This window comes from Stenotrophomonas sp. YJH_SMC_27 (assembly GCF_059369815.1).
The window spans coordinates 266,938-288,662 of sequence record NZ_JCAFTA010000004.1; the positions used below are offsets into that span (position 1 = coordinate 266,938).

The window sequence follows — 21,725 nt, forward strand, 5'->3', positions numbered from 1 at the left end:
AGCGGACGTTACATGCAATTGATCGCTGTTCGATGGGTTTCAGCGACATTTCGCAGCCTGTTATTCTCCCTGACCTGCTCGTGAATCATGGATTCCCTGCATGCTCCCCAGCCTGCCCCTGCTGCTGGCCCTGCCGTTCCTGATGGCAGCGGCTGTTGCGGCCTTCCCCCGTAGTTCGCGCTCGACTGCTGCCTGGCTGGCGGCGCTGGCGCCGTTGGGCGGGCTGGCCATACTCGGCTGGCTCACGCCGTCCGTGCTCGATGGCCAGGTGGTCCGCACCCTGGTGCCCTGGCTGCCGCAGATCGGGCTGGACTTCACCCTGCGCCTGGACGGGCTGGCCTGGATGTTCGCCGGGCTGGTGCTGGGCATCGGTGCGCTGGTGGTGCTGTATGCACGCTACTACCTGAGCCAGCAGGACAACGCGCACCGCTTCTACTGCTACCTGCTGCTGTTCATGGGCGCCATGCTGGGCATGGTGCTGTCGGGCAACCTGCTGTTGCTGATGATCTTCTGGGAAATGACCAGCATCAGCTCGTTCCTGCTGATCGGTTTCTGGTCACATCGCCAGGACGCCCGCGAGGGCGCGCGCATGGCGCTGGTGATCACCGGCGGCGGCGGCCTGGCCCTGCTCGGTGGCGTGCTGCTGATCGGCCGCATCGTCGGCAGCTTCGACCTGGACGTGGTGCTGGCCGCTGGCGAGCAGATCCGCGCCAGCGCGCTGTACCCGTACGCGCTGTTCCTGGTGCTGGCGGGCATCTTCACCAAGAGCGCGCAGTTCCCGTTCCATTTCTGGCTGCCGCACGCGATGGCCGCGCCCACTCCGGTCTCTGCCTACCTGCACTCGGCCACCATGGTGAAGGCCGGTGTGTTCCTGCTGGCGCGCCTGCATCCAGCGCTGGCCGGCAGCGACCTGTTCTTCTACACGGTCAGCGGCATCGGTGCGATCACCCTGTTGATCGGCGCCTGGAACGCGATCTTCCAGCACGATCTGAAAGGCCTGCTGGCTTACTCGACCATTTCCCATCTGGGCCTGATCACCCTGCTGTTCGGCCTGTCCACGCCGATGGCGGTGGTGGCCGGTGTGTTCCACATCCTCAACCACGCCACCTTCAAGGCCTCGCTGTTCATGGCCGCCGGCATCATCGACCATGAGACCGGCACCCGCGACATGCGCAAGCTGGGCGGCCTGCGCAGGCTGATGCCGTTCACCAGCGCGCTGGCGATCATTGCCTCGCTGGCGATGGCCGGCATCCCGCTGCTCAACGGCTTCCTGTCCAAGGAAATGCTGTTTGCCGAGGCGATCACGGCCGGAGGCCCGGGGATCATGCGCACGGCGGTGTCGATCGCCGCATTGCTGGCTGGCGTGTTCGGCGTGGCCTACAGCCTGCGCTTCGTGCACGACACCTTCTTTGGCCCCGGCCCGCACGACCTGGATCGCGTGCCGCATGAGCCGCCGCGCTGGATGAAGGTACCGGTGGAACTGCTGGTGGTGATCTGCGTGGCAGTAGGCATCGCCCCGGCACTGACCGTGGCGCCGGTGCTGCATGCCGCTGCGGCGTCGATCCTCGGCAGTGCCATGCCCGAGTACAGCCTGGCGGTATGGCACGGCTTCAACCTGCCGCTGGCGATGAGCGCGATCGGCGTGATCGGCGGCGTGGCGCTGTACTTCGGCCTGCGCAAGCTGATCAACCTGCACGCCGTGACCAACATCAGCACTGGCCGCAATGTGTTCCATGCGCAGCTGGACGCGATCTCCGCGCTGGCCATGCGCCTGACCAACGGCATCGCCAATGGCAGCCTGCAGCGCATGCTGCTGGGCCTGGTGCTGGTGGCCATCACCGTGGCCGCCGCGCCCTACATCGTCAACCCGGCCTCGCCGAACTGGACCAAACCGCAGCCGATCCCGCTGCTGGGCTGGGCGCTGTGGCTGGTGATGATGGCCTGCGCCGTTGCCACCCTGCGCATCTACAAGCAGCGCCTGCTGGCGGTGCTGCTGGTCGGCGGCGTCGGCCTGATGGTGGCGCTGACCTTCGTGTTCCTGTCCGCACCCGACCTGGCCCTGACCCAGCTGCTGGTGGAGATGGTCACCCTGGTGCTGATGCTGCTGGGCATGAACTACCTGCCGGCGCAGTCCGGGCCGGAACGTCCGCGCTGGCGCAAGCGCCGCGATGCGGTGATCGCGATCATCGCCGGCGCCGGCCTGGGTGCGCTGGCCTATTCGGCGATGACCCTGCCGCCGAACACCATGGCCGGCGAACTGCTCGCCCGTGCCCTGCCCGAGGCCTATGGCCAGAACGTGGTCAACGTGATCCTGGTCGACTTCCGCGGCTTCGATACCTTCGGCGAGATCACCGTGTTCGGCATCGCCGCGCTGGTGGTGCATGCCCTGCTGCGGCGCACGCGGATGGCACCGGAGCAGATCATGCCCGGCCCTCCGATCAAGCTGCCGGTACCAGCCGACCTGGCCCAGATCATGTTCCCGCTGACCCTGACCGTATCGATCTTCCTGTTCCTGCGCGGCCACAACGCGCCGGGCGGTGGCTTCATCGCCGGCCTGGTGCTGGCGGTGCCGCTGCTGATTCAGTACGTGATCCAGGGCACCGCATCGGTGGAGTCGCGCTTCGGCTTCGACTACATCCGCTGCATCGGCATGGGCCTGCTGATCGCCCTGCTCAGCGGCAGTGCCTCGATGCTGTTCGGCGTGCCGTTCCTCACCAGCGGCCACCTCGATCTGCACCTGCCGCTGATCGGCGACGTGCCGCTGGCCAGTGCGATCGGTTTCGACATCGGCGTCTACCTGGTGGTGTTCGGCGGCGCCATGCTGATGCTGTCGATGATGGGCACGATCAAGCCCTCGCGTACCCGCACCGCCCGCAAGGGCGAGATCGACCTGCAACGCCGTTCGGCCCGCACCGGGGAGATGCACTGATGGAACTGGCCCTTGCGACCGCGATCGGCGTGCTGACCGCCATCGGCATCTACCTGCTGCTGCGCGCGCGCAGCTTCGATGTGATTCTCGGCATGACCTTCCTGTCCTACGCCACCAACCTGCTGATCTTCGCCGGTGGCCGCGTGGTGCTGGGCAAGGCGCCGGTGCTGCAGGAGGGCGTGGACAGCCACCTCGGCAACTACACCGATCCGCTGCCACAGGCGCTGGTGCTGACCGCGATCGTGATCGCCTTCGCGATGACCGCAGTGAGCATCGTGCTGGCCATGCGCAGCCGCAGCGACAACCACAGCGACCATGTGGACGCCCACGAGCCCGACGATGACCTGCAGGATGAGCGCGTGCCGCCGCGCCAGGGCGAGGACCGCGCATGAACCACCTGGTGATCCTGCCGATCCTGATTCCCCTGCTGGGTGCTGCACTGTCGCTGTTCGTCGAACACCGTCGCTACGGCCCCAGGGTGCAGCGCGCCGTCGCGTGGACCGCGCTGTCGGCGCTGGCGCTGGCGGTGGGCCTGCTGTTCGCGTCGACCGCGGGCGGTGACATCAATGTCTACCTGCTGGGCGACTGGCCGTCGCGGCTGGGCATCGCGCTGGTGGCCGACCGGCTGTCGGCGTGGATGCTGCTGACCACCCTGCTGCTGGCCATTCCCTGCCTGCTGCACGCCTGCTCGGGCTGGGACCGCCGCGCACCGCACTTCCATGCGCTGTTCCAGTTCCAGCTGGTCGGCCTCAACGGTGCGTTCCTGACCGGCGACATCTTCAACTTGTTCGTGTTCTTCGAGGTGATGCTGATCGCCTCCTACGGCCTGCTGCTCAGCGGTGGCCGCGGCCTGCGCATGCGCATCGGCCTGCACTACGTGGTGTTCAACGTCACCGCCTCGACCCTGTTCCTGATCGCGCTGGGCCTGCTGTACGCCACGCTGGGTTCGCTGAACATGGCCGAGCTGTCGCAGCGCATCGCGCAGGTGCCGCCGGCACAGCTGACCCTGGTGAAGGCGACGATGGGCCTGTTGCTGCTGGTGTTCTGCGCCAAGGCCGCGCTGATGCCGCTGTACCTGTGGCTGCCGGAAGCCTATTCGCGTGCGCCAGCAGCGGTGGCTGCGCTGTTCGCGATCATGACCAAGGTCGGCCTGTACTCGGTGCTGCGCATCCAGATGCTGTGGTTCGGCGATGACGCAGGCGCGATGGCCGGCTATGGCCGCGACTGGCTGCTGTGGGCCGGCGTGGCGACGCTGGTGCTCGGTGGCCTGGGTGCACTGGCCGCGACCCGCCTGCGCGTCCTGATCTCCTACCTGGTGATCGTGTCGGCGGCCACGCTGTTCATCGCCTTCTCGGTGGGCACGCCGCAGGTACTCTCAGCGGGCCTGTACTACCTGCCGCACAGCAGCTTCGTCGCCGCCGCGCTGTTCCTGATCGCCGACCTGATCCGCCGTCGTCGCGGCGGTGCCAGCGACCGCAAGGAAGTGGTGGCACCGATGCCGGGCAAGGAAACCCCAGCGGTGCTGTTCCTGATCGGGGCAGTGTCGGTGGCCGGCCTGCCGCCACTGTCCGGCTTCCTGGCCAAGGCCGCGCTGCTGGCCGGCATGCCGGCGCAGTACACCGGGCCGGTCTGGACCGCCGTGCTGGTCAGCAGCCTGCTGGTGATCATGGGCCTGACCCGCGGCGGCATCCGCCTGTTCTGGCGCGTGCCGCCGGTCGATCCAGAAGCACCGAAGCCGCGCAAGGCTCCCCTGCGCCGGGTAGAGCTCTACGCCGCCTGCCTGCTGCTGGCCTACGGCATCGGCATGACCCTGGCCGCTGCACCGTTGATGCGCTACACCGACGCCACCGCCGCACAGCTGCTGCATCCCAGCGAGTACGTGCAGCAGCTGCGCGCGACCACGCCGGAGATCCGCCAGCCATGACTGCCCAGCACTCCCTGTTCCGTCGCCTGATTCCCTCGCCGATGCTCAGCATCATGGTGGTGGCGTTCTGGCTGCTGATGTCCGACAGCTTCACCCTCGGCCAGATCGTGCTGGGGCTTGTGCTGGGCGTGGTGGTGCCGCTGTTCGCCGCGCGCCTGGACCGCGAGTTCGCGCGCATCGGCACCCTGCGGCCGCTGCCCAGACTGGTGTGCGTGACCCTGTGGGACATCCTGATGTCCAACATCCGCGTCGCCCTGCAGGTGCTGGGCCCGGAAAAGAACATCCACCCGGGCTTCATCTGGCTGCCGCTGGACATCGCCAACATCCACGGCATCGCCGCGCTGACCAGCATGATCACCCTGACCCCGGGCACGGTCTCGGCCGCGCTCAGCGACGACCGCAAGTTCCTGCTGGTGCATGTGCTGCACCTGGAGGATCCACAGGACCTGATCGATACGATCAAGCGCCGTTACGAGGCGCCGTTGATGGAGATCTTCCCATGACCGGTTTTGAAGTCATCCAGACCACCCTGGTGGTGTGCATGCACGTGGTCGGCCTGGCCATGCTGCTGGCCACCTGGCGCCTGCTGCGCGGGCCGACCGTGCCCGACCGCATCCTCGCACTGGACACCCTGTCGGTGACCGCGATCGCCGAGCTGATGCTGTTCGGCATGTACCTCAATTCACCGATCTACTTCGAGGCGGCGTTGATCATCGCCATGCTCGGCTTCGGCAGCACCGTGGTGCTGAGCAAGTTCGTGCTGCGCCGGGACATCGTCGAATGATCACTGCCATCCAGATCGGCCTGTCGATCCTGCTGCTGTTCGGCTGCTTCTTCATCCTGGTGGGCGCACTGGGCCTGGTGAAGCTGTCGACCTTCTTCAAGCGCCTGCACGCGCCGACCAAGGCCAGCACGCTGGGCGTGGGCTGCGTGTTGGTGTGCTCGGTCTGCTACCACATCTTCCTCGGCCAGGACCCGCAGCCGCGAGAGCTGCTGATCACCGTGTTCCTGTTCATCACCGCACCGATCAGCGCGCACATGATGGCCAAGGCCGCGCTGTCGCTGCTGATGGAGACCCGCCCCACCCTGCCGGGCAACGAACGTGCCGCCGAGGAGCAGCTGCCACCGCCGGAGCCGGTGCGGGAAGAAGAAACCACGCAGAACCGGTAGAACCGGCCGCTGGCCGGCAATGTGACGCCCCGTAGGTGCCGACCGCTGGTCGGCACGAACAGCAGCCAAGCATGGGCTCGGCTCTACAGCGCCGGTGCGCCGACCAGCAGCAGTTCCAGCACGAACCAGCCGACAAACGCGACCAGCAGGATCACACCTTCGCCGCGGCTGATCTTCAGGTCGCCATGCAGCATCGGGTACAGCACCAGCGCGAACGCCAGCAGCGCCGGCAGTTCCAGGCGCACGAACGAGGCCGGCAGCGCCAGCGGCTGCAGCACGGCCATCGCACCGATCACCAGGAGCAGGTTGACCACGCTGGAACCCAGCACGTGGCCCAGCACCATGTCGCCATGCCCGCGACGCGCGGCGGCGATGGCGGTGGCCACTTCCGGCAGTGCGGTACCGATCGCCACCGGCAGCAGGCCGACCAGCAGCGGCGTCCAACCCAGGGCGACGCCAAAGTCGGCGGCGGCGCCCACCACCAGGCGCGCGCCCCAGTACAGCGTCAACGCGGCAATCAGCACGCGCAGCACGTTCAACGGCAGGCTGGTGCGGCTCAGTGCGGACTCGGCGATGGCCACCTGCACCTCCGCGCTCTCGCTGCGACCACGGCGCAGCAGCAGCACCTGCACCACGATGAAGCCGGCCAGCAGTATGCCGCCCTCCCAACGTGCCAGGCCGCCATCAAGCCCGAACAGGATCAGCAGCACACCTGCCGCCAGCAGCGACCACCACAGCACCGTCTGCAGGCGCGCGCGCAGCAGCAGGGGCGCAGCCATGGCCGCCACGGCCAGGGTCAGGCCCAGGTTGGTGATGCTGCTGCCGACCGCATTGCCCAGCGCCAGTTCTGGCTGGCCCACCGCCAGCGCGCGCGCGTTGACTGCCAGCTCCGGCAACGAGGTGGCCACCCCGAGCAGCAGCAGCCCGGCAGTGAATGGGCTGGCCCCGAAACGCTGGGCCAGGCCGGACACGGCCTTGACGATGGAGTCCCCGCCCAGCGCCAGCAGCAGCAGGCCGAGCAGGAACCAGGCAATGGCAATGGCGATCATCGAGCACTCCCCCAGCGGTGGTGGCGCGATTCTACGCTTGGCCAGTACGCGGGGCTGGGCCGTGGATCAAGGATCAGCCACAGCCTTCGGCGTAATCGACCTGCGGGGTCTGTCCGACGCGCCAGGCACCCACCCGGCCATCGGCACCGAGTGCGAAGTCGATCACCGCCCCCCCCTCCTGCGCCGGGCGCACGCGCAGGTGCTGGGCCTTCTCGTCATACTTGTCGGGGCCGACGTCCGCGCGCTCGGGATACAGCACCTGCAGCTCACCCAGGGTCATGCCGACCTTGCCACCGCCCGGTGCGGTGATGACGGCGCTGCGCACGTCGTAGCGCACCAGCTTGCGGCCTTCGATCATTAGGCGCGGATCTTCGGCATCCTGCGGGCGCAGGAAGTAGCAGCCGTCGTTGCTGTCGTCAGCCGGCAGCGGCTTGCCGGCCGCATCGGTGCCCAGACCCTGCAGCGGCGTGCCGAAGCCACTGCGGACCTCGGCGATGCCGGCGCCCAGCGCGGCGCCGCCGAAACCATCCAGGCGCGCGGGACTGTCCTCGCGACGGTCATTGGCTGGACGGGCGGCCAGGTCGGGATCCGTCGACTGCGCAGGCCCGGTCGCCGAGGCGGTTTCCGCCGGGGTGTCGCTGCCGCTACCGGCCGCCCCCTGCTTGTCGGGGCCCGCACTGCAGGCGGCGAGCGAAAGGAGCAACAGACCAGCAATCGGGAGGTGCTTCATCGGTGCGGTTCCCTGGCACGAAGATGGCTGCACGCTAACCCATCCGGTGTGCAGGCGCTGCATTGTCATCGCGGTTTCATCGCCCTCGCTCAGGCTCGGCGAGCACCGATCTGGCCGTCCCTTCCATGCAACCGCGCAAGACCGATCTCGCCCGAACCGCGCTGCAGGCCCACCGCGCGCCGCTGGACATGCGCCAGCGCCGGCTGCTGATCCTGTGCGACGGCCAGCGTACCGTCGCCGACCTGACCGGTCTGCTTGGACAGGATGCGCCGGCGATGGTCATCCAGCTGGTGCAGGCGGGCTATCTGGCGACCGGCACGGCAACGGCGGCGGCACCCCCTCACGCCGCTGCCGAACCGGCCAATGCGGCGCTGGTGAAGGTGCCAACGAACGCCAGCGCCACGCCGGTCGAACGTCGCCGTTCGCTGGTGGCAGCGCGCATCTACCTGCTGGGTATCCTGGAAATGCAGCGGCATCCGCAGGCAGCGGCACTGTTCCGCGATCTGCAGCAGGCGCGTGCGGAGGATGAGGTGCTGCAGCGGCTGCAGTCGGCGATGCAGCTGCTGCCCGCGCTGACTTCGGATGGCTATTGCCAGCGCGTGCGCCAGCGCCTGCTGGAGGCGTTGCCGCGGGAGCATTGCGACGCCTTCGCCGAGGTGGCGTAAGCGCAGGTTCCGGCGCATCGTGCCGACCAACGGTCGGCACCCACCACGCTAGCGGGACGACCGGAAATTGTTGCGCAGGCCGTTCCAGCACTGCTGGTAGTCGCCCTGGCGGTGGCCTGCGGCCAGTGCCTGTGCGGTCGGGCGGATCACCGCGCGGGTCTCGAACATGAAGGCCATCGTGTCCTTGATCACATCGGCCTTCGACAGATCCGCATTGGAGGCCTTGTCGAAGGTCGGCGCATCCGGGCCGTGGCCGCTCATGCAGTTGTGCAGCGATGCGCCACCCGGCACGAAGCCTTCGGCCTTGGCGTCGTAGGCGCCATGCACCAGGCCCATGAACTCGCTGGCGATGTTGCGGTGGAACCACGGCGGACGGAAGGTGTTCTGCGCCACCAGCCAGCGCGGCGGGAAGATCGCGAAGTCCATGTTGCTGGTGCCCGGGGTGTCGCTGGGCGAATGCAGCACCAGGAAGATCGACGGATCCGGGTGGTCGTAGCTGACCGAACCGATGGTGTTGAAGCGACGCAGGTCGTAGCGGTACGGCGCGTAATTGCCGTGCCAGGCCACCACGTCCAGCGGTGAATGGTCGATCGGTGCACGCCACAGGCGGCCTTCGAACTTGGCGATCAGTTCGAAGTCGCCATCCACATCCTCGAACGCCGCATGCGGGGTCTCGAAGTCGCGCGGATTGGCCAGGCCGTTGGAACCGATCGGGCCGAGGTCGGGCAGCTTCAGCAGCGCACCGTAGTTCTCGCAGATGTAGCCACGGCTCGGGCCATCGGGCAGTTCAACGCGGAAGCGCACGCCGCGCGGGATCACCGCGATCTGCTGCGGCTCGATCTCGATCACGCCCAGCTCGGTCAGCAGGCGCAGCGCGCCCAGCTGCGGCACGATCAGCAGCTCGCCGTCGGCGTCGTAGAAGTAGCGGCCGACCATGTCGCGGTTGGCAGCGTACAGGTGGATGCCCACGCCGGCATGCGCATCGGGCGAGCCGTTGCCACCCATCGTGTACAGGCCTTCGACGAAGTCCGTCGGCAGCTCCGGCAGCGGCAGCGGGCTCCAGCGCAGCTGGTTTGGCGAGGCCGGCTGAGCGCCGAAATCACACTGCAACTGCGACTGCGCGAAGGGGGTGAACTCGCCATGGGCCACCGCCGGGCGGATCCGGTACAGCCAGCTGCGGCGGTTGCTGCCGCGCGGCGCGGTGAAGGCGGTGCCGGTCAACTGTTCGGCGTACAGGCCGTGGGCCACCTTCTGCGGTGAGTTCTGTCCGACCGGCAGCGCGCCGGCGACGGCCTCGGTGGCGAATTCGTTGCCGAAGCCGGACTGGTAGCCGCGGGCGGTGATGGCGGGGGACATGGGAACTCCAGAGATTGCCGGCCAGCGGCCGGCACTACCATTCGGACAGGCAATGTCGACCGGAAGCCGACATTGCCTGCAGACCTTACAGCACGCCGCGGCGGATCTGGTCGCGCTCGATGCTCTCGAACAGCGCGGTGAAGTTGCCTTCGCCGAAGCCTTCGTTGCCCTTGCGCTGGATGATCTCGAAGAAGATCGGGCCGATGCAGTTCTGGGTGAAGATCTGCAGCAGCTTGCGCTGGTGGGTTTCCGGATCGGCATCGATCAGGATCTTGTTCTTGGCCAGGCGCGGCACGTCTTCACCGTGGTTCGGCACGCGCTGGTCGATCACCTCGAAGTAGGTCTCCGGCGTATCCAGGAAGTCCACGCCCTGCGCGCGCATTGCTTCGACGGTCTCGTAGATGTTCTCGGTGAAGCAGGCGATGTGCTGGATGCCCTCGCCCTTGTACGCGTCCAGGTACTCGTTGATCTGGCTCTTCGGGTCCGAAGATTCGTTCAGCGGAATGCGCACGATGCCATCGGGCGCGGTCATCGCCTTGGACACCAGGCCGGTCTTCAGGCCCTTGATGTCGAAGTAGCGGATCTCGCGGAAGTTGAACAGGCGCTCGTAGTAATCCGACCACTGCTGCATGTTGCCGAAGTACAGGTTGTGGGTCAGGTGGTCGATGAAGGTCAGGCCGAAGCCCACCGGGTGCAGGTCGGCGCCGGCGATCGGCTCGTAGTCGCCGTCGTAGATGCTGCCGGCCGCGCCGTAGCGGTCGACCAGGTACAGCATGCAATCGCCGATGCCCTTGATGACCGGGGCGCTGACCGCCTTGCTGTCCGCCTTGAAGGCGATGGCTTCGGCACCGTTGCCCAGCGCGGTCTGGTAGACCTCCTGGCCCGGCTTCTTGAAGCGGATGGCGAAGCCGCACGCGCACGGACCGTGCTTCTCGGCGAAGTCGGCGGCGAACGAATCGGGGTCTTCATTGACCAGGAAGTTGACGTCGCCCTGGCGATAGACGGTAATCGGACGCTGCTTGTGCTTGAGCACCGCGCTGAAGCCCATCTTCCGGAAGTACTCGTGCAGCTCCTGGCCACGGCCGGCCGGGGCGGCGAATTCGACGAACTCGAAGCCGTCGATGCCCATCGGGTTCTCGAAGGTGGTGACCTGCATGCCGGGGTTGGGGTGCGAGGCGGTCGGGACTGCGGTATTCATGGCGTGGCTCCGAATCGGTACCGCATCGGTACAAACCAGGTGCGGGCAGGTAGGGACCCGGCGAGAATGCAGGGTCTGGACCCACCCCTTATAGTTACACTTGAAACCACCAGCAAGGTGCACCGCAACATGAGCCCCGATCCCGCCTCGACCCGCCTGCGTGCCTCGCACGTCCTGCTCGACCTGGAACAGTTCCTGCCGTACCGGCTGAGCGTGCTGTCCAACCGGGTCAGCGGCAACATCGCCAAGCTATACGGCGATCGTTACGGTCTGGCGATCCCCGAGTGGCGGGTCATCACTATCCTGGCGCTGTACCCGGGTTCCTCGGCCAGCGAGGTCTCCGACCGCACGGCGATGGACAAGGTGGCGGTCAGCCGCGCCGTGGCCCGCCTGCTGGAGCGCGGCTTCATCAAGCGCGAGACCCACGGCGATGACCGCCGCCGCTCGGTGCTGGCGCTGTCCGCGGCCGGCTTCGAGGTGTACGAAACCATCGCACCGATGGTGATCGAGATCACCCGCAAGCTGATGTCGGTGCTGAGCGAGGAGGAGGAACAGCTGCTGGAAAAGCTGATCCTGCGCCTGGCCGGTGACGGCCTGGAGCGGATGGGCGAAGGCGTCTGAAAGAAAAAGGGGACGGAGGGGATTAAGTCGTAATGAGTACAGGTGTGCCTGAAACGACTTAATCCCCTACGTCCCCTTTTTTCAGCTCAGGTGCTTGCGCCGCGCGTGGATCCACGGCACCGCCAGCGCCGCGATGGCACCACCGGCGAAGCCAAGTGATGCAGCAACCGTGGCCGCCTCGACCGCACCGGGCAGCGCCAGCGCCGCCGCCACCAGCAGCAGCGACGGCAGGCCGACGAAGGTGCCCAGGAAGAAATGCCAACGCGGTGACCAGGTGTTGAGCTGCAGCAGGCTGACCGGTTGCCAGGCTTCGGATGCGGCCTCTTCGGCGATCTTCGCCACGGCCTTGCCCAGATCCACTTCCGGCAGCGCGCGCCCCTGCCGTGCGGTTGCCAACAGCTCGGCCACGGCCTCCACAGGCGGGAAACTGGACGGCCACGCGACCGGCGCCGGCACGCCATACGCGGTCAGCAGCGGCACGCTCAGCCACGGCGCCACCAGCGGGCGCATGCGACGGCGACCATGCACGCACCAGATCTGCGACTGGCCGTGCGCGGTGACGCTGTACAGCGCCAGTTCGTTGGCCGGCGGGTAGCCGAGCATGGTCACCCGGGCCGCCAGGCTGTCCTGGCCCATCGCGCGCAGGAAACCGGGGCGGCTACGCCCCTCCTGCATCCACGCCAGGCCGAGTGCACCCACCAGATAGGCCTCGGCCACGTCCTTGCTGCCGGCGGTGGCGCGTTCGTCGCTAGCCAGGTACCAGGCCAACGATTTCGGTTCGGCGACATCGTCCAGGCCCCAGCGGCTGTCGTCACCCAGCACATGGCGCACCGGCAGGCGCGCCGGCGCGGTTTCGCCACGTTCGCCGGGTTGCAGGAACGGCAGCACGCCTTGGATGAAGGTGGACAGTTCAATCGCGCGCACGCCATGGCCCTGCCACTCCGGTGGCAGCAGCCCGGCCAGCTGGCCATCGGCGGCCAGTGCATCGAGCCGCGATTTCTGCTCGACCAGTTTCTGCACCGCACCCTTCAGCACCACGTTATCGGGCAGCGCGATCTGCGGCAGGCGATGGCGCGGCGGTGCCAGATCGACGGTGGCCTCGCCGGTACCGGCGTCATCCAGCAGCGCCTCCTGCGGCGGCAGGGTCACGCCCTCGCCTGCTCCACCCTCGGCCAGCTCACTGGCGGGTCCGGGCAATCGTTCGGCGTGGTCGCTGTGCATGGGCGTTCCGGAAGGTTGCATCGACGGGATGTCGACTGAGGTCCTTGCCGGTAACGGCGAGCGCGTTGCGATATTGAGATGCCGATTCCGGGAATGTGACCGCAACCACAGTAGATCCACGCCATGCGTGGATGCACTTCTGTGCCGACCAACGGTCGGCACCCACCGGGGATGGCGGTCAGCGGTCGGCACCCACCAGAGCATGACGGCCAGCGGCCGGCACTCCCCTATTCCGGTTTGTCGGGTGCCCACTGCTTGAGGAACGCGCTCACCCGCGCAGGCTGGAACGCCTCGCCCCTGCGCAGCTCAGCGGTCGCCTGCGACACCAGCAGGCCACCATCGGCGTCCAGCACCAGCAGATGCGGATAGTCGCGTTCCATCACCGGGAACTGGGCAAGGAACGCGGTGTTGGGCTGCTCGTCGCTGGCGTTGACCTTCACCCACACGTAGTGGGCATCGCGGAAGCGACGCAGGTCGCCGTTGCCTTCCACCACATCGTCCAGCGCCCGGCAGCGCTCACAGGCGGCGTTGCCGATCTCCAGCAGGATGCGCTTCTTGCCCCGCTGGGCTTCCACCTTGGCGGTGGCCAGGTCATCGGCGGGGTTGCGGGCCGGGTCGAACTGCGCACCGAGCCCGGCGATGGCGGCGATGTCCGCCGCCACCGGGGTGTTGCCCGAGGCCACCGGTTCGCTGGGGTCAGCGACCGGTGGCTCGGTGGGTCGGGTATCCAGGGGCTGCGTGGGCTCGGCGGTCGCAGGTGGTTGCGGTTGGGAACAGGCGCCTATCAGCGCCGCACAGACCACCACTACCGCAGTACCGAGCTTGCTACGCATGCCTTCTACCCTCTCATCATCATTTGACGCCGTGCATCAGCTTGTTGATCAGCGGGGCGATCAGGAACAGCACCACGCCGGAGCCGATCAGGGCCCAGAACCCGAAGGTATACCCCTTCAGGGCCGACTCGACCGTCATGCCGCCTTCACCACTGACCACGCCAGCGAAGATGCCCGACAGGTTGTTGCCGATGCCGGTGGACAGGAACCAGCCACCCATGCCGAAGCCGACCAGGCGCACCGGAGCCAGCTTGGTCACCATCGACAGGCCGATCGGCGACAGGCACAGCTCACCCACCGACTGGATGACGTAGACCATGAACAGGGTCCAGAACGGGATCTTGCCGTCCACCACCATCTGCGACAGGGCGAACATCAGCAGCGCGAAGGCGGCGCCGTTGAACAGCAGGCCCAGGCCGAACTTGCGCGGGATGGACGGATTGGCGCGGCCCATGGCGACCCAGATCCAGGCGATCACCGGGGCAAGGGTGATGATCGCCACCGAGTTGACCGACTGGAACCACGCGGTCGGGAAGGTCCAGCTGCCGAACTGGCGGTTGACGATGTTCTCGGCCAGGAAGGTGAACGAGCTGCCGGCCTGCTCGAAGAACATCCAGAACATCACGTTGAAGGCGAAGATGATCAGCATGGCGATCACGCGGTCGCGCTGCACCTTGCCTTCGCGGATGCCCTCGACCAGCAGCAGGACGGCCAGCGCGGTGAACATCGCACCCAGGATCCAGGCCAGCGCGGTCGCGCCGGTGGCCAGCAGGAAGTACGCGACCGGGATGGCGACCACGGCACCGGCCAGCACCATGATGATGCGGCCGAACCCTTCAGCGCCGGCCGGCGGTGCACCGATGCCCTTCAGGCCGGCACGACCGATGTAGAACCACACCAGCGAGATCAGCATGCCCACGCCGGAGGCGATGAACACGACCTTGTAGGACGGCATCGCATCGGTACCGAACACCTTGCGGGCCAGGTACTCGGTCAGCACCGGGGCGATCATCGCGCCGATGTTGATGCCCATGTAGAAGATGGTGAAGCCCGAATCGCGGCGCTCGTCCTTCAGCCCGTACAGCTTGCCGACCATGGTCGAGATGTTGGGCTTGAACAGGCCGTTGCCGACGATGATCGTGGCCAGGCCGAGCTTGAAGATGTGCTCCTGCGGCAGCGAGATCATGAACAGGCCGGCGGCCATGATGATCGCGCCGGTCAGGATCGAGCGCTGGTAGCCCAGTACCCGGTCGGCCACGTAGCCACCGAAGATCGCCGCGGCGTACACCAGGGCCAGGTAGGCGCCATAGATGCGGCTGGCGTCGCCTTCACCGGCGGCGCTGCCGTTGTAGAACTGGGCGACGATGTACAGCACCAAGGCCCAGCGGATGCCGTAGAACGCAAAGCGTTCCCAGAACTCGGTCATGAACAGCATCCACAACGGGCGCGGGTGGCCCAGCGTGGTCTTGAAGTCCGGCAGCGCCGGCTCTGGGGTGTTCGCAGTGGCGTTTACGCTCATGCGGATTTCCTGGTTCGGTGGATGACGAGCACGTCCGCTGTGCAGTTGAAGCAACGCGCGAGGATCACCGACTTCTGGCGTTCACGTCAAATACACGCCGTTTGAGGCAGGTGGCAGCCTGCTCCCTGAACTTGCATCTGAAACGATCCAGCCGCCGGCTGGGATCCAAGCTGAATGGGGATCAACCCAGCGCTGTCGGGGGCGCGGCCTGCAGGCTGGTGCGCACCTGGAACAGCTCGGGGAAGAAGGTCAGCTCCAGTGCCTTGGCCAGGAAGCCCACGCCGGACGAGCCACCGGTGCCGCGCTTGAAGCCGATCACCCGCATCACCGTGCGCATGTGGCGGAAGCGCCACAGCTGGAAGGCGGTCTCCAGGTCCACCAGGTCCTCGCACAGCGCGTACTCGCGCCAGTAGCGGTCGGTGTCCTGGTAGATGCGTTCGAAGACCGGCTGCAATGCGTCGTCGGCCACGTGCGGCTGGGTCCAGTCGTGGGCCTCGTAGACCGCCGGCACGGCATGGCCGAAGCGGGCCAGGTACTTCAGGAACTCCTCGTACAGGCTCGGCGCCTCCAGCACGGTGCGCAGCTGCGCCTGCCCGGCCGGGTCATGCTCGAACACCTGCAGCATCTGCGCGTTCTTGTTGCCCAGCAGGAACTCGATGTAGCGGTACTGCAGCGACTGGAAGCCCGAAGACGGGCCCAGCACGTCGCGGAAGCCCATGTACTCGGACGGGGTCAGCGTTTCCAGCACCGACCACTGCTCGGTCAGCTGGCGCAGCACCTGCTTGCTGCGCGCCAGCACCTTGCGGCACTGCCAGACTTCATCGCGCTGCAGGAAGCCGATTGCGGCACGCAGCTCATGGCCCAGCAGCTTCAGCCACAGCTCCGAGGTCTGGTGCTGGATGATGAAGAGCATCTCGTCATGGTGCGGCGGGCTGGACAGCGGCTGCTGCGCGCTGAGCAGCTGGTCCAGCCGCAGGTAGCCGCCGTAGGTCAGGCGTCCCTGCAGGTCGGTGTGGATGCCGGCTTCGAGATCGCGTTGGTTGTTGTCGACGGACATGGGCGGGACCAGATCGGGGGCGGCAAGGGTAGCGCGTTGCCGCCGCGCTGGCAGCCGCCGGGTCCATACCGGAGCGTGCGGTTGGCCGTGGAGCATCGGCCGATCCCGGGCCTGCGCGTGGAACCGTCCAGGCCGTTGTACTGGCGGTCAGCCAGAGGCGTATTCTGATGCTTTGCAGCAACGACTGAATACGTTGTTGTTATTGGCCCCCCACCCGCCGGCAGGGGTAAAACGGGGAATCCCCGTGTTGCGGCGCAGGAAGGCTATTCCGTACGCGTTCCTTAACATGGCGATTCATATCATTTGTAACTTCTCTGTCGAAGGTGCAGTACGCAATGACGGTTGCCGCTGAATTCAAGATCGAATACCTGCAGTACTTGGACACGGACGGCACGCTCGTCCGTGACGACCTGCCCGCGTCGCTGCGCGACCCCAAGGTCCTGGTACCGCTGTTCAAGCAGATGCTGTTCGTACGCACGTTCGACAGCAAATCCATCGCGCTGCAGCGCACCGGCAAGCTGGGCACCTATGCCGCCTGCCTGGGCCATGAAGCCGCGCACGTGGGTATCGGCGCGGCGATGCAGAAGGACGACGTGTTCGCGCCTTCGTACCGCGAGTATGGCGCGATGTTCATGCGTGGCGTGCGCCCGCACGACGTGCTGATGTACTGGGGCGGCGACGAACGCGGCAACGATTACGGCGGCAACGCGGCCAAGGACTTCCCGTTCTGCGTGCCGATCTCCACCCAGTGCCTGCATGCCGCAGGCGCGGCGCTGAAGTTCAAGCTCAACAAGGAACCGCAGATCGCGGTGGCGGTGTGCGGCGACGGCGGCAGCTCCAAGACCGACTTCTACGCAGCACTGAATTCGGCCGGCGCCTATAAGCTCCCGCTGATCCTGTGCATCGTCAACAACGGCTGGGCCATCTCGGTTCCGCGTTCGGCCCAGACCGGTGCCGAAACACTGGCGCAGAAGGGCCTGGCCGGCGGCCTGCACTGCCTGCAGGTGGATGGCAATGACCTGATCGCGGTGCTGGCGGCCATGGAGCAGGCGCGCGAACGTGCGCTGGCCGGCGACGGCGGCACCGTGCTGGAACTGATGACCTACCGCCTGTCCGACCACACCACCGCCGACGACGCGCGCCGCTACCGCGACGACGCCGAAGTGAAGGATGCCTGGCAGCGCGAGCCGATGCTGCGCCTGCGCAAGTACCTGATCAACGCCGGTGTGTGGAGCGAGGACGAGGAAAGCGCCTGGGTCGCCGAGTGCGGCACGCGCGTGGACGAGGAAGTGAACCTGTACCTCAACACGCCGGTGCAGCCGGTCGAGGCGATGTTCGACTTCCTGTATGCCGATCCGCCGCCGGACCTGCTGGCCCAGCGTGCCCAGGCGATCGCCCTGGAGAAGCGCCATGGATGAGATCAAGAACGGCGCGCCCGGCGCGCACACCAACGCCGCCGACAGCGCTGCGGTCGCGCGCGGAGAAGAGAGCATGACCACCACCCCGATCACCCTCATCGAAGCCATCACCCAGGCGCTGGCCTGGGAGCTGGAACACGACCCGTCGGTGCTGGTGCTGGGCGAGGACGTGGGCGTCAACGGCGGCGTGTTCCGTGCCACTGCCGGTCTGCAGCAGCGCTTCGGCTCGGACCGCATCCTCGACACCCCGCTGGATGAAACCACCATCGCCGGCCTGACGATTGGTCTTGCCGCGCAGGGCATGAAGCCGGTGGCAGAAGCCCAGTTCGATGGCTTCATGTACCCGATGGTCGACCATATCGTCTGCCACGCCGCACGCCTGCGTTACCGTACCCGTGGCCGCCTGCACTGCCCGATGGTGCTGCGCGTGCCGTGGGGCGGTGGCATCCGCGCGCCGGAACACCACAGCGAAGCCAACGAGGCGATCTTCACCAACGTGCCGGGCCTGCGCGTGGTGCTGCCGTCGTCGCCGCAGCGCGCCTACGGCCTGCTGCTGGCCGCGATCCGCGAGCCGGATCCGGTGATCTACATGGAGCCCAAGCGCATCTACCGCCAGTACAAGGAAGTGGTCGTCAACGACGGCGAAGCCTTGCCGCTGGACGTCTGCTTCGTGCTGCGCGACGGCACCGACGTGACCCTGGTGACCTGGGGCGCGCAGGTGAAGGAAGCGCTGGAAGCGGCCGACAAGCTGGCCGGCGAAGGCATCAGTGCCGAAGTCATCGACGTGGCCACGCTGCGTCCGCTGGACTTCGCCACCATCGCCGAATCGGTGGCCAAGACCGGCCGCTGCGTGATCGTGCAGGAGGCCCCGAAAACCGCGGGCTTCGGCGCCGAGATCGCCGCGCGCCTGGCCGAGGAATCGATCTACGACCTGCTGGCCCCGGTCGAGCGCGTTACTGGCTACGACACCCACATTCCGCTGTTCCGCCTGGAAATGAAGTACCTGCCGAGCGTTGAGCGGATCGTGGCTGCGGCCAAGCGCGCGGTGGCGGCCGGCTGACATGCGGGCCCGCCTTCTGGGGGCTTACCGCAGCCAGTATCCCAACCCGCTCCGGTTCCACACCGGCCAGATCGTCGAAGTAGGTGTGCGTGACGAGGAATGGCCGGCGTTTGCCTGGGTACGCACCAACGATGGGCGCGCTGGCTGGGCGCCCATCGCCTGGTTGCAGCTGCTGGACGAGGGTCGCGCCGAAGCGCTGTGCGACTACGACGCCCGCGAGCTGGATGTGGAAAGCGGCGAGATGGTGAAGCTTCATCACGAACACGGCGGGTGGTGGTGGTCCGAGCGCGCCAATGGCGCGACGGGTTGGCTGCCGGCCCGCGAACTGGAACTGCTGGAAGAGAACTGCAAATGAGCCAGACCAAGAACTTCAACCTGCCCGACCTGGGCGAAGGCCTGCCGGACGCGACCATCGTCGAGTGGTTCGTCAAGGAAGGCGATGTGATCAAGCTGGACGAGCCGCTGGTGTCGATGGAGACCGCCAAGGCCGTGGTGGAAGTGCCCTCGCCGTTCTCCGGGAAGGTGCTGAAGCTGTCCGGCGCTGCCGGCGACATCATCCCGACCGGTTCGGTGCTGGCCAGCTTCGAACTGGACCCGAACCTGCCGCAGCGCGCCGATGGCCAGGACACCGGCCACAGCCATGGTCACGCCGCACCGGCGGCGCCGGCTGCCGCACCGACCCCGCCGCCGCTGCCGGCTGCGGCCGCACCGGTGGTCGCGGAAGAAGCCAAGCCCGCCGCGACCGAGCGTGACGATGCCGGTACCGTGGTTGGCGCCATGCAGAGCTCCAATGCCGTGCATGCCGAACAGGCGCTGGCCGTTGGTGGCGTCAAGGCCGTCCCGGCCGTGCGTGCGATGGCGCGCAAGCTGGGCGTGGACCTGAGCCGCGTGCCTGCCACCGGCACCGATGGCGCGGTCACCATGGCCGACGTCAAGCAGGCCGCCGCCAACGGCACCGCCAAGCTCGGCGCTGCTCCGGCGCCGGTCGCTGCCGCCGCGTATGCCGCGCCGGCCCCGGCGCAGGTGTCTGCCCCGGTGCAGAGCGAAGCCCGCACCCCGCTGTCTGCCGCCGGCAAGCCGATGCGCACCCAGCCGCCGGGCGTGGTCGCCAAGGGCCAGCCGGAACCGCTGAAGGGCGTGCGCCGCAACATGGCCCGCGTGATGGCCGACGCGCACAGCAAGGTCGTGCCGACCACGCTGAACGACGACGCCGACATCCACGCCTGGCTGCCGGGCAACGACGTCACCGCCCGCCTGGTGCGCGCCATCGTCGTTGCCGCACAGAAGGTGCCGGCGATGAACGCCTGGTTCGACGGCGAAGCACTGACCCGCACCCTGCACGCGCAGGTGGACATCGGCATCGCCGTGGACACCGACGACGGCCTGTTCGTGCCGGCCCTGCGCAATGCCGACATGCTCGATGCACGCGGCATCCGCGAAGGCGTCAACCGCCTGCGCGAGCAGGTGGAATCGCGTTCGATCGCGGCGTCGGAACTGAGTGGTTACACCATCTCGCTATCCAACTTCGGTATGTTCGCCGGCCGCTACGCGACCCCGGTCGTGGTGCCGCCGTGCGTGGCCATCGTCGGTGCCGGCCGTGCCCGCCACCAGATGACCCCGGTGATGGGCGGCGTGGAAGCGCACAAGGTGATCCCGCTGTCGGTCACCTTCGACCACCGCGCAGCCACCGGCGGTGAAGCCGCCCGCTTCCTGCGCGCGATGATGGACGACCTGGCACTGGCCAGCTGATCGGCCACCTGACCGGTGGGTGCCAACCGTTGGTTGGTACCTGACTTGGAAAGAACGCCGGGCATTGCCCGGCGTTTTTTTGTGCCCGCTCCTTCGCGCTCCATCCACGCATGGCGGGGATCTACTGGGCTCTCCGACCGTCGGTTGAAAGCCCAACGGAGCATTTTGAGAATAGTTGCATGGATTCCCAAGAGCAGCTCGGTAGCCTTGAGCCTCTCTGCAGACGTCGAACTTCCGTGATTGAGACACCACCCACACTCGAAGAATTCATGAAGGCGGGCAATGATTTTTTCCGCGCCTCTCCATTCTTCCTACGGTTGACGAAGGACGAGGATCCGTCAGACACGAACTGGGTCCTTGGGATCATCTTCCTGCGCTGGCTCGCCCGAAATCACGCTTTCCTTGACGCATCGGTCGGCTCTACGGTGGCAGCCGCCCCCTCGCCGACAGACACCCTGGCATGCATCGAAGCTGCCTTCCAGGACGAAATCCCCGGTGCTGCGTTCGACCCGGAATTGCTGGAGTTCACCGTTCGCTACTTCTGCATGGCCGCTCCCTACTTTTCGGACTTCTTCTCGTTGTTCCCTCAAGACGCCATGCCTTCGCCGGACGCCATGTGGGACAAACAGGAGCAGGTATACGCAATTATCGACTCCCGTCTGCAGTCATGGCGCAACGGCGAGCCCATCATCCGGGCGGTCGTCCCCAATGCCGATCAACAAAGACACGCCGAACAGGCTACGCCGCTGGACGCTGACGTCTGGATCTCAACACTGGCAACGCTATCGGATGCTGCGGTCACCCACGAAGGTGATCGTGCATACGCCAACCACTTCTACAGGCCACTGACAAAACCACCGTCAGTAGAAGTCGTCCTTGCGGTCATGAGGGAGTTCCTCCGGAACCCGCCACATGACGCGTCGATCATGTGTGCAGCCGAGAACTTCCTGTCGGATATTCCGCTCTCCCGCTACATCAAAGCGTATTCCATCCTCGCACCCGACCTCTTGGACGTCTCTTCAGATGCTGCGCTCAATCTCTTCAACTATCCGGGCAGTGAATTAACGCCACGCCAGGTCCGACAGTTCACCAAAGAGCTCAGGCGATGCAATCCAGGCCGCGACGTGGTCGCAGAGCTGGCCCAGCTGGCCATTGAATGGGATTCGGAAGACGACGAGATATTCTCAATCGTCATCGACGCAGCGCAGAAGCAAGGGTAGGTCCAG

The 21,725-nt window shown here is 66.8% G+C and carries 21 protein-coding genes; 13 read left to right on the forward strand and 8 right to left on the reverse strand.

Annotated features, from left to right (window positions below; all coding sequences use genetic code 11):
* Positions 1-100: 100 nt before the first annotated feature.
* Genes AC5P7R_RS09010 through AC5P7R_RS09035 form a run of 6 tightly spaced genes read left to right on the forward strand, consistent with a single transcriptional unit; the run spans position 101 to position 6,023 of the window.
* Positions 101-2,929: a monovalent cation/H+ antiporter subunit A gene (locus AC5P7R_RS09010; RefSeq protein WP_197575910.1), complete on the forward strand. Its 2,829-nt coding sequence runs from the start codon at positions 101-103 to the stop codon at positions 2,927-2,929.
* On the forward strand, positions 2,929-3,321 hold the full coding sequence (locus AC5P7R_RS09015; protein WP_005419863.1) for a Na+/H+ antiporter subunit C: 393 nt from the start codon (positions 2,929-2,931) through the stop codon (positions 3,319-3,321). Before AC5P7R_RS09010 ends, AC5P7R_RS09015 begins: the two co-directional genes overlap by 1 nt.
* Positions 3,318-4,853: a monovalent cation/H+ antiporter subunit D gene (locus AC5P7R_RS09020; RefSeq protein WP_021202663.1), complete on the forward strand. Its 1,536-nt coding sequence runs from the start codon at positions 3,318-3,320 to the stop codon at positions 4,851-4,853. The genes AC5P7R_RS09015 and AC5P7R_RS09020 overlap by 4 nt, the downstream gene beginning before the upstream one ends.
* A complete protein-coding gene (locus AC5P7R_RS09025; RefSeq protein WP_021202662.1) occupies positions 4,850-5,356 on the forward strand; it encodes a Na+/H+ antiporter subunit E in 507 nt (168 codons plus the stop codon). Before AC5P7R_RS09020 ends, AC5P7R_RS09025 begins: the two co-directional genes overlap by 4 nt.
* Positions 5,353-5,637: a K+/H+ antiporter subunit F gene (locus tag AC5P7R_RS09030; protein ID WP_005411334.1), complete on the forward strand. Its 285-nt coding sequence runs from the start codon at positions 5,353-5,355 to the stop codon at positions 5,635-5,637. Before AC5P7R_RS09025 ends, AC5P7R_RS09030 begins: the two co-directional genes overlap by 4 nt.
* Entirely contained in the window at positions 5,634-6,023 is a 390-nt protein-coding gene (locus AC5P7R_RS09035) for a Na+/H+ antiporter subunit G (RefSeq protein WP_012481450.1), read from the forward strand. The genes AC5P7R_RS09030 and AC5P7R_RS09035 overlap by 4 nt, the downstream gene beginning before the upstream one ends.
* A gap of 83 nt (positions 6,024-6,106) precedes the next feature.
* Here AC5P7R_RS09035 and AC5P7R_RS09040 read toward each other — a convergent pair whose 3' ends face one another.
* Positions 6,107-7,072 carry a sodium:calcium antiporter gene (locus tag AC5P7R_RS09040; protein ID WP_478436064.1) on the reverse strand — a complete coding sequence of 322 codons (966 nt, stop codon included), beginning with the start codon at positions 7,070-7,072 and terminating at the stop codon, positions 6,107-6,109.
* Positions 7,073-7,145: 73 nt separating this feature from the next.
* Complete coding sequence (locus AC5P7R_RS09045) at positions 7,146-7,802, reverse strand: hypothetical protein (protein WP_495213824.1); 657 nt, start codon at positions 7,800-7,802, stop codon at positions 7,146-7,148.
* A gap of 125 nt (positions 7,803-7,927) precedes the next feature.
* Here AC5P7R_RS09045 and AC5P7R_RS09050 point away from each other — a divergent pair, with 125 nt between their 5' ends.
* Positions 7,928-8,467: a hypothetical protein gene (locus AC5P7R_RS09050; protein WP_111099321.1), complete on the forward strand. Its 540-nt coding sequence runs from the start codon at positions 7,928-7,930 to the stop codon at positions 8,465-8,467.
* A 48-nt stretch (positions 8,468-8,515) separates the two neighbouring features.
* Here the strand turns inward: AC5P7R_RS09050 and hmgA are convergent, their stop codons facing one another.
* Both hmgA and hppD read right to left on the reverse strand, forming a co-directional pair.
* The gene (hmgA, locus tag AC5P7R_RS09055; protein WP_197575912.1) at positions 8,516-9,823 is read right to left on the reverse strand and encodes a homogentisate 1,2-dioxygenase; all 1,308 of its coding nucleotides are present in this window, start codon (positions 9,821-9,823) and stop codon (positions 8,516-8,518) included.
* An 85-nt stretch (positions 9,824-9,908) separates the two neighbouring features.
* Complete coding sequence (gene hppD / locus AC5P7R_RS09060; protein WP_021202657.1) at positions 9,909-11,021, reverse strand: 4-hydroxyphenylpyruvate dioxygenase; 1,113 nt, start codon at positions 11,019-11,021, stop codon at positions 9,909-9,911.
* 129 nt (positions 11,022-11,150) lie between these two features.
* Between hppD and AC5P7R_RS09065 the strand changes: the two genes are divergently transcribed.
* Positions 11,151-11,642: a MarR family winged helix-turn-helix transcriptional regulator gene (locus AC5P7R_RS09065; RefSeq protein ID WP_026347199.1), complete on the forward strand. Its 492-nt coding sequence runs from the start codon at positions 11,151-11,153 to the stop codon at positions 11,640-11,642.
* A gap of 81 nt (positions 11,643-11,723) precedes the next feature.
* On the opposite strand, the gene AC5P7R_RS09070 is transcribed toward AC5P7R_RS09065, so the two are convergent.
* From AC5P7R_RS09070 to AC5P7R_RS09085, 4 genes are all read right to left on the reverse strand, one after another.
* Positions 11,724-12,863: a hypothetical protein gene (locus AC5P7R_RS09070; RefSeq protein ID WP_021202656.1), complete on the reverse strand. Its 1,140-nt coding sequence runs from the start codon at positions 12,861-12,863 to the stop codon at positions 11,724-11,726.
* Positions 12,864-13,090: 227 nt separating this feature from the next.
* Entirely contained in the window at positions 13,091-13,696 is a 606-nt protein-coding gene (locus AC5P7R_RS09075; protein ID WP_019661528.1) for a thioredoxin family protein, read from the reverse strand.
* A gap of 19 nt (positions 13,697-13,715) precedes the next feature.
* Positions 13,716-15,215, reverse strand: coding sequence for a peptide MFS transporter (locus AC5P7R_RS09080; RefSeq protein ID WP_005419890.1), 1,500 nt, complete (start codon positions 15,213-15,215; stop codon positions 13,716-13,718).
* A gap of 181 nt (positions 15,216-15,396) precedes the next feature.
* Positions 15,397-16,272, reverse strand: a complete 876-nt coding sequence (locus AC5P7R_RS09085; protein WP_010482684.1) for a tryptophan 2,3-dioxygenase — start codon at positions 16,270-16,272, stop codon at positions 15,397-15,399.
* A gap of 335 nt (positions 16,273-16,607) precedes the next feature.
* Between AC5P7R_RS09085 and pdhA the strand changes: the two genes are divergently transcribed.
* The 5 genes from pdhA (at position 16,608) to AC5P7R_RS09110 (ending at position 21,719) form a co-directional block, all read left to right on the forward strand.
* A complete protein-coding gene (gene pdhA, locus AC5P7R_RS09090) occupies positions 16,608-17,690 on the forward strand; it encodes a pyruvate dehydrogenase (acetyl-transferring) E1 component subunit alpha (protein WP_021202655.1) in 1,083 nt (360 codons plus the stop codon).
* Entirely contained in the window at positions 17,683-18,750 is a 1,068-nt protein-coding gene (locus AC5P7R_RS09095) for an alpha-ketoacid dehydrogenase subunit beta (RefSeq protein ID WP_005414714.1), read from the forward strand. Before pdhA ends, AC5P7R_RS09095 begins: the two co-directional genes overlap by 8 nt.
* A 1-nt stretch (position 18,751) precedes the next feature.
* Positions 18,752-19,105 (forward strand): SH3 domain-containing protein, encoded by a 354-nt coding sequence (locus tag AC5P7R_RS09100; RefSeq protein ID WP_005411349.1) that lies wholly within the window; start codon positions 18,752-18,754, stop codon positions 19,103-19,105.
* Complete coding sequence (locus AC5P7R_RS09105; protein WP_184014125.1) at positions 19,102-20,499, forward strand: dihydrolipoamide acetyltransferase family protein; 1,398 nt, start codon at positions 19,102-19,104, stop codon at positions 20,497-20,499. Before AC5P7R_RS09100 ends, AC5P7R_RS09105 begins: the two co-directional genes overlap by 4 nt.
* A 269-nt stretch (positions 20,500-20,768) precedes the next feature.
* Positions 20,769-21,719 carry a hypothetical protein gene (locus tag AC5P7R_RS09110; protein ID WP_184014124.1) on the forward strand — a complete coding sequence of 317 codons (951 nt, stop codon included), beginning with the start codon at positions 20,769-20,771 and terminating at the stop codon, positions 21,717-21,719.
* The last annotated feature ends 6 nt before the right edge of the window (positions 21,720-21,725 follow it).

Bases quoted from the DNA above. Each gene is read 5' to 3' on its own strand.
- AC5P7R_RS09035 (WP_012481450.1), top strand. From the start codon at position 5,634: ATGATCACTGCCATCCAGATCGGCCTGTCGATCCTGCTGCTGTTCGGC.
- AC5P7R_RS09065 (WP_026347199.1), top strand. From the start codon at position 11,151: ATGAGCCCCGATCCCGCCTCGACCCGCCTGCGTGCCTCGCACGTCCTG.
- AC5P7R_RS09095 (WP_005414714.1), top strand. From the start codon at position 17,683: ATGGATGAGATCAAGAACGGCGCGCCCGGCGCGCACACCAACGCCGCC.
- AC5P7R_RS09015 (WP_005419863.1), top strand. From the start codon at position 2,929: ATGGAACTGGCCCTTGCGACCGCGATCGGCGTGCTGACCGCCATCGGC.
- AC5P7R_RS09030 (WP_005411334.1), top strand. From the start codon at position 5,353: ATGACCGGTTTTGAAGTCATCCAGACCACCCTGGTGGTGTGCATGCAC.
- AC5P7R_RS09080 (WP_005419890.1), bottom strand. From the start codon at position 15,215: ATGAGCGTAAACGCCACTGCGAACACCCCAGAGCCGGCGCTGCCGGAC.
- AC5P7R_RS09085 (WP_010482684.1), bottom strand. From the start codon at position 16,272: ATGTCCGTCGACAACAACCAACGCGATCTCGAAGCCGGCATCCACACC.
- hppD (WP_021202657.1), bottom strand. From the start codon at position 11,021: ATGAATACCGCAGTCCCGACCGCCTCGCACCCCAACCCCGGCATGCAG.
- AC5P7R_RS09050 (WP_111099321.1), top strand. From the start codon at position 7,928: ATGCAACCGCGCAAGACCGATCTCGCCCGAACCGCGCTGCAGGCCCAC.
- AC5P7R_RS09045 (WP_495213824.1), bottom strand. From the start codon at position 7,802: ATGAAGCACCTCCCGATTGCTGGTCTGTTGCTCCTTTCGCTCGCCGCC.
- pdhA (WP_021202655.1), top strand. From the start codon at position 16,608: ATGACGGTTGCCGCTGAATTCAAGATCGAATACCTGCAGTACTTGGAC.
- hmgA (WP_197575912.1), bottom strand. From the start codon at position 9,823: ATGTCCCCCGCCATCACCGCCCGCGGCTACCAGTCCGGCTTCGGCAAC.
- AC5P7R_RS09110 (WP_184014124.1), top strand. From the start codon at position 20,769: ATGAAGGCGGGCAATGATTTTTTCCGCGCCTCTCCATTCTTCCTACGG.
- AC5P7R_RS09070 (WP_021202656.1), bottom strand. From the start codon at position 12,863: ATGCACAGCGACCACGCCGAACGATTGCCCGGACCCGCCAGTGAGCTG.
- AC5P7R_RS09020 (WP_021202663.1), top strand. From the start codon at position 3,318: ATGAACCACCTGGTGATCCTGCCGATCCTGATTCCCCTGCTGGGTGCT.
- AC5P7R_RS09105 (WP_184014125.1), top strand. From the start codon at position 19,102: ATGAGCCAGACCAAGAACTTCAACCTGCCCGACCTGGGCGAAGGCCTG.
- AC5P7R_RS09025 (WP_021202662.1), top strand. From the start codon at position 4,850: ATGACTGCCCAGCACTCCCTGTTCCGTCGCCTGATTCCCTCGCCGATG.
- AC5P7R_RS09075 (WP_019661528.1), bottom strand. From the start codon at position 13,696: ATGCGTAGCAAGCTCGGTACTGCGGTAGTGGTGGTCTGTGCGGCGCTG.
- AC5P7R_RS09010 (WP_197575910.1), top strand. From the start codon at position 101: ATGCTCCCCAGCCTGCCCCTGCTGCTGGCCCTGCCGTTCCTGATGGCA.
- AC5P7R_RS09040 (WP_478436064.1), bottom strand. From the start codon at position 7,072: ATGATCGCCATTGCCATTGCCTGGTTCCTGCTCGGCCTGCTGCTGCTG.
- AC5P7R_RS09100 (WP_005411349.1), top strand. From the start codon at position 18,752: ATGCGGGCCCGCCTTCTGGGGGCTTACCGCAGCCAGTATCCCAACCCG.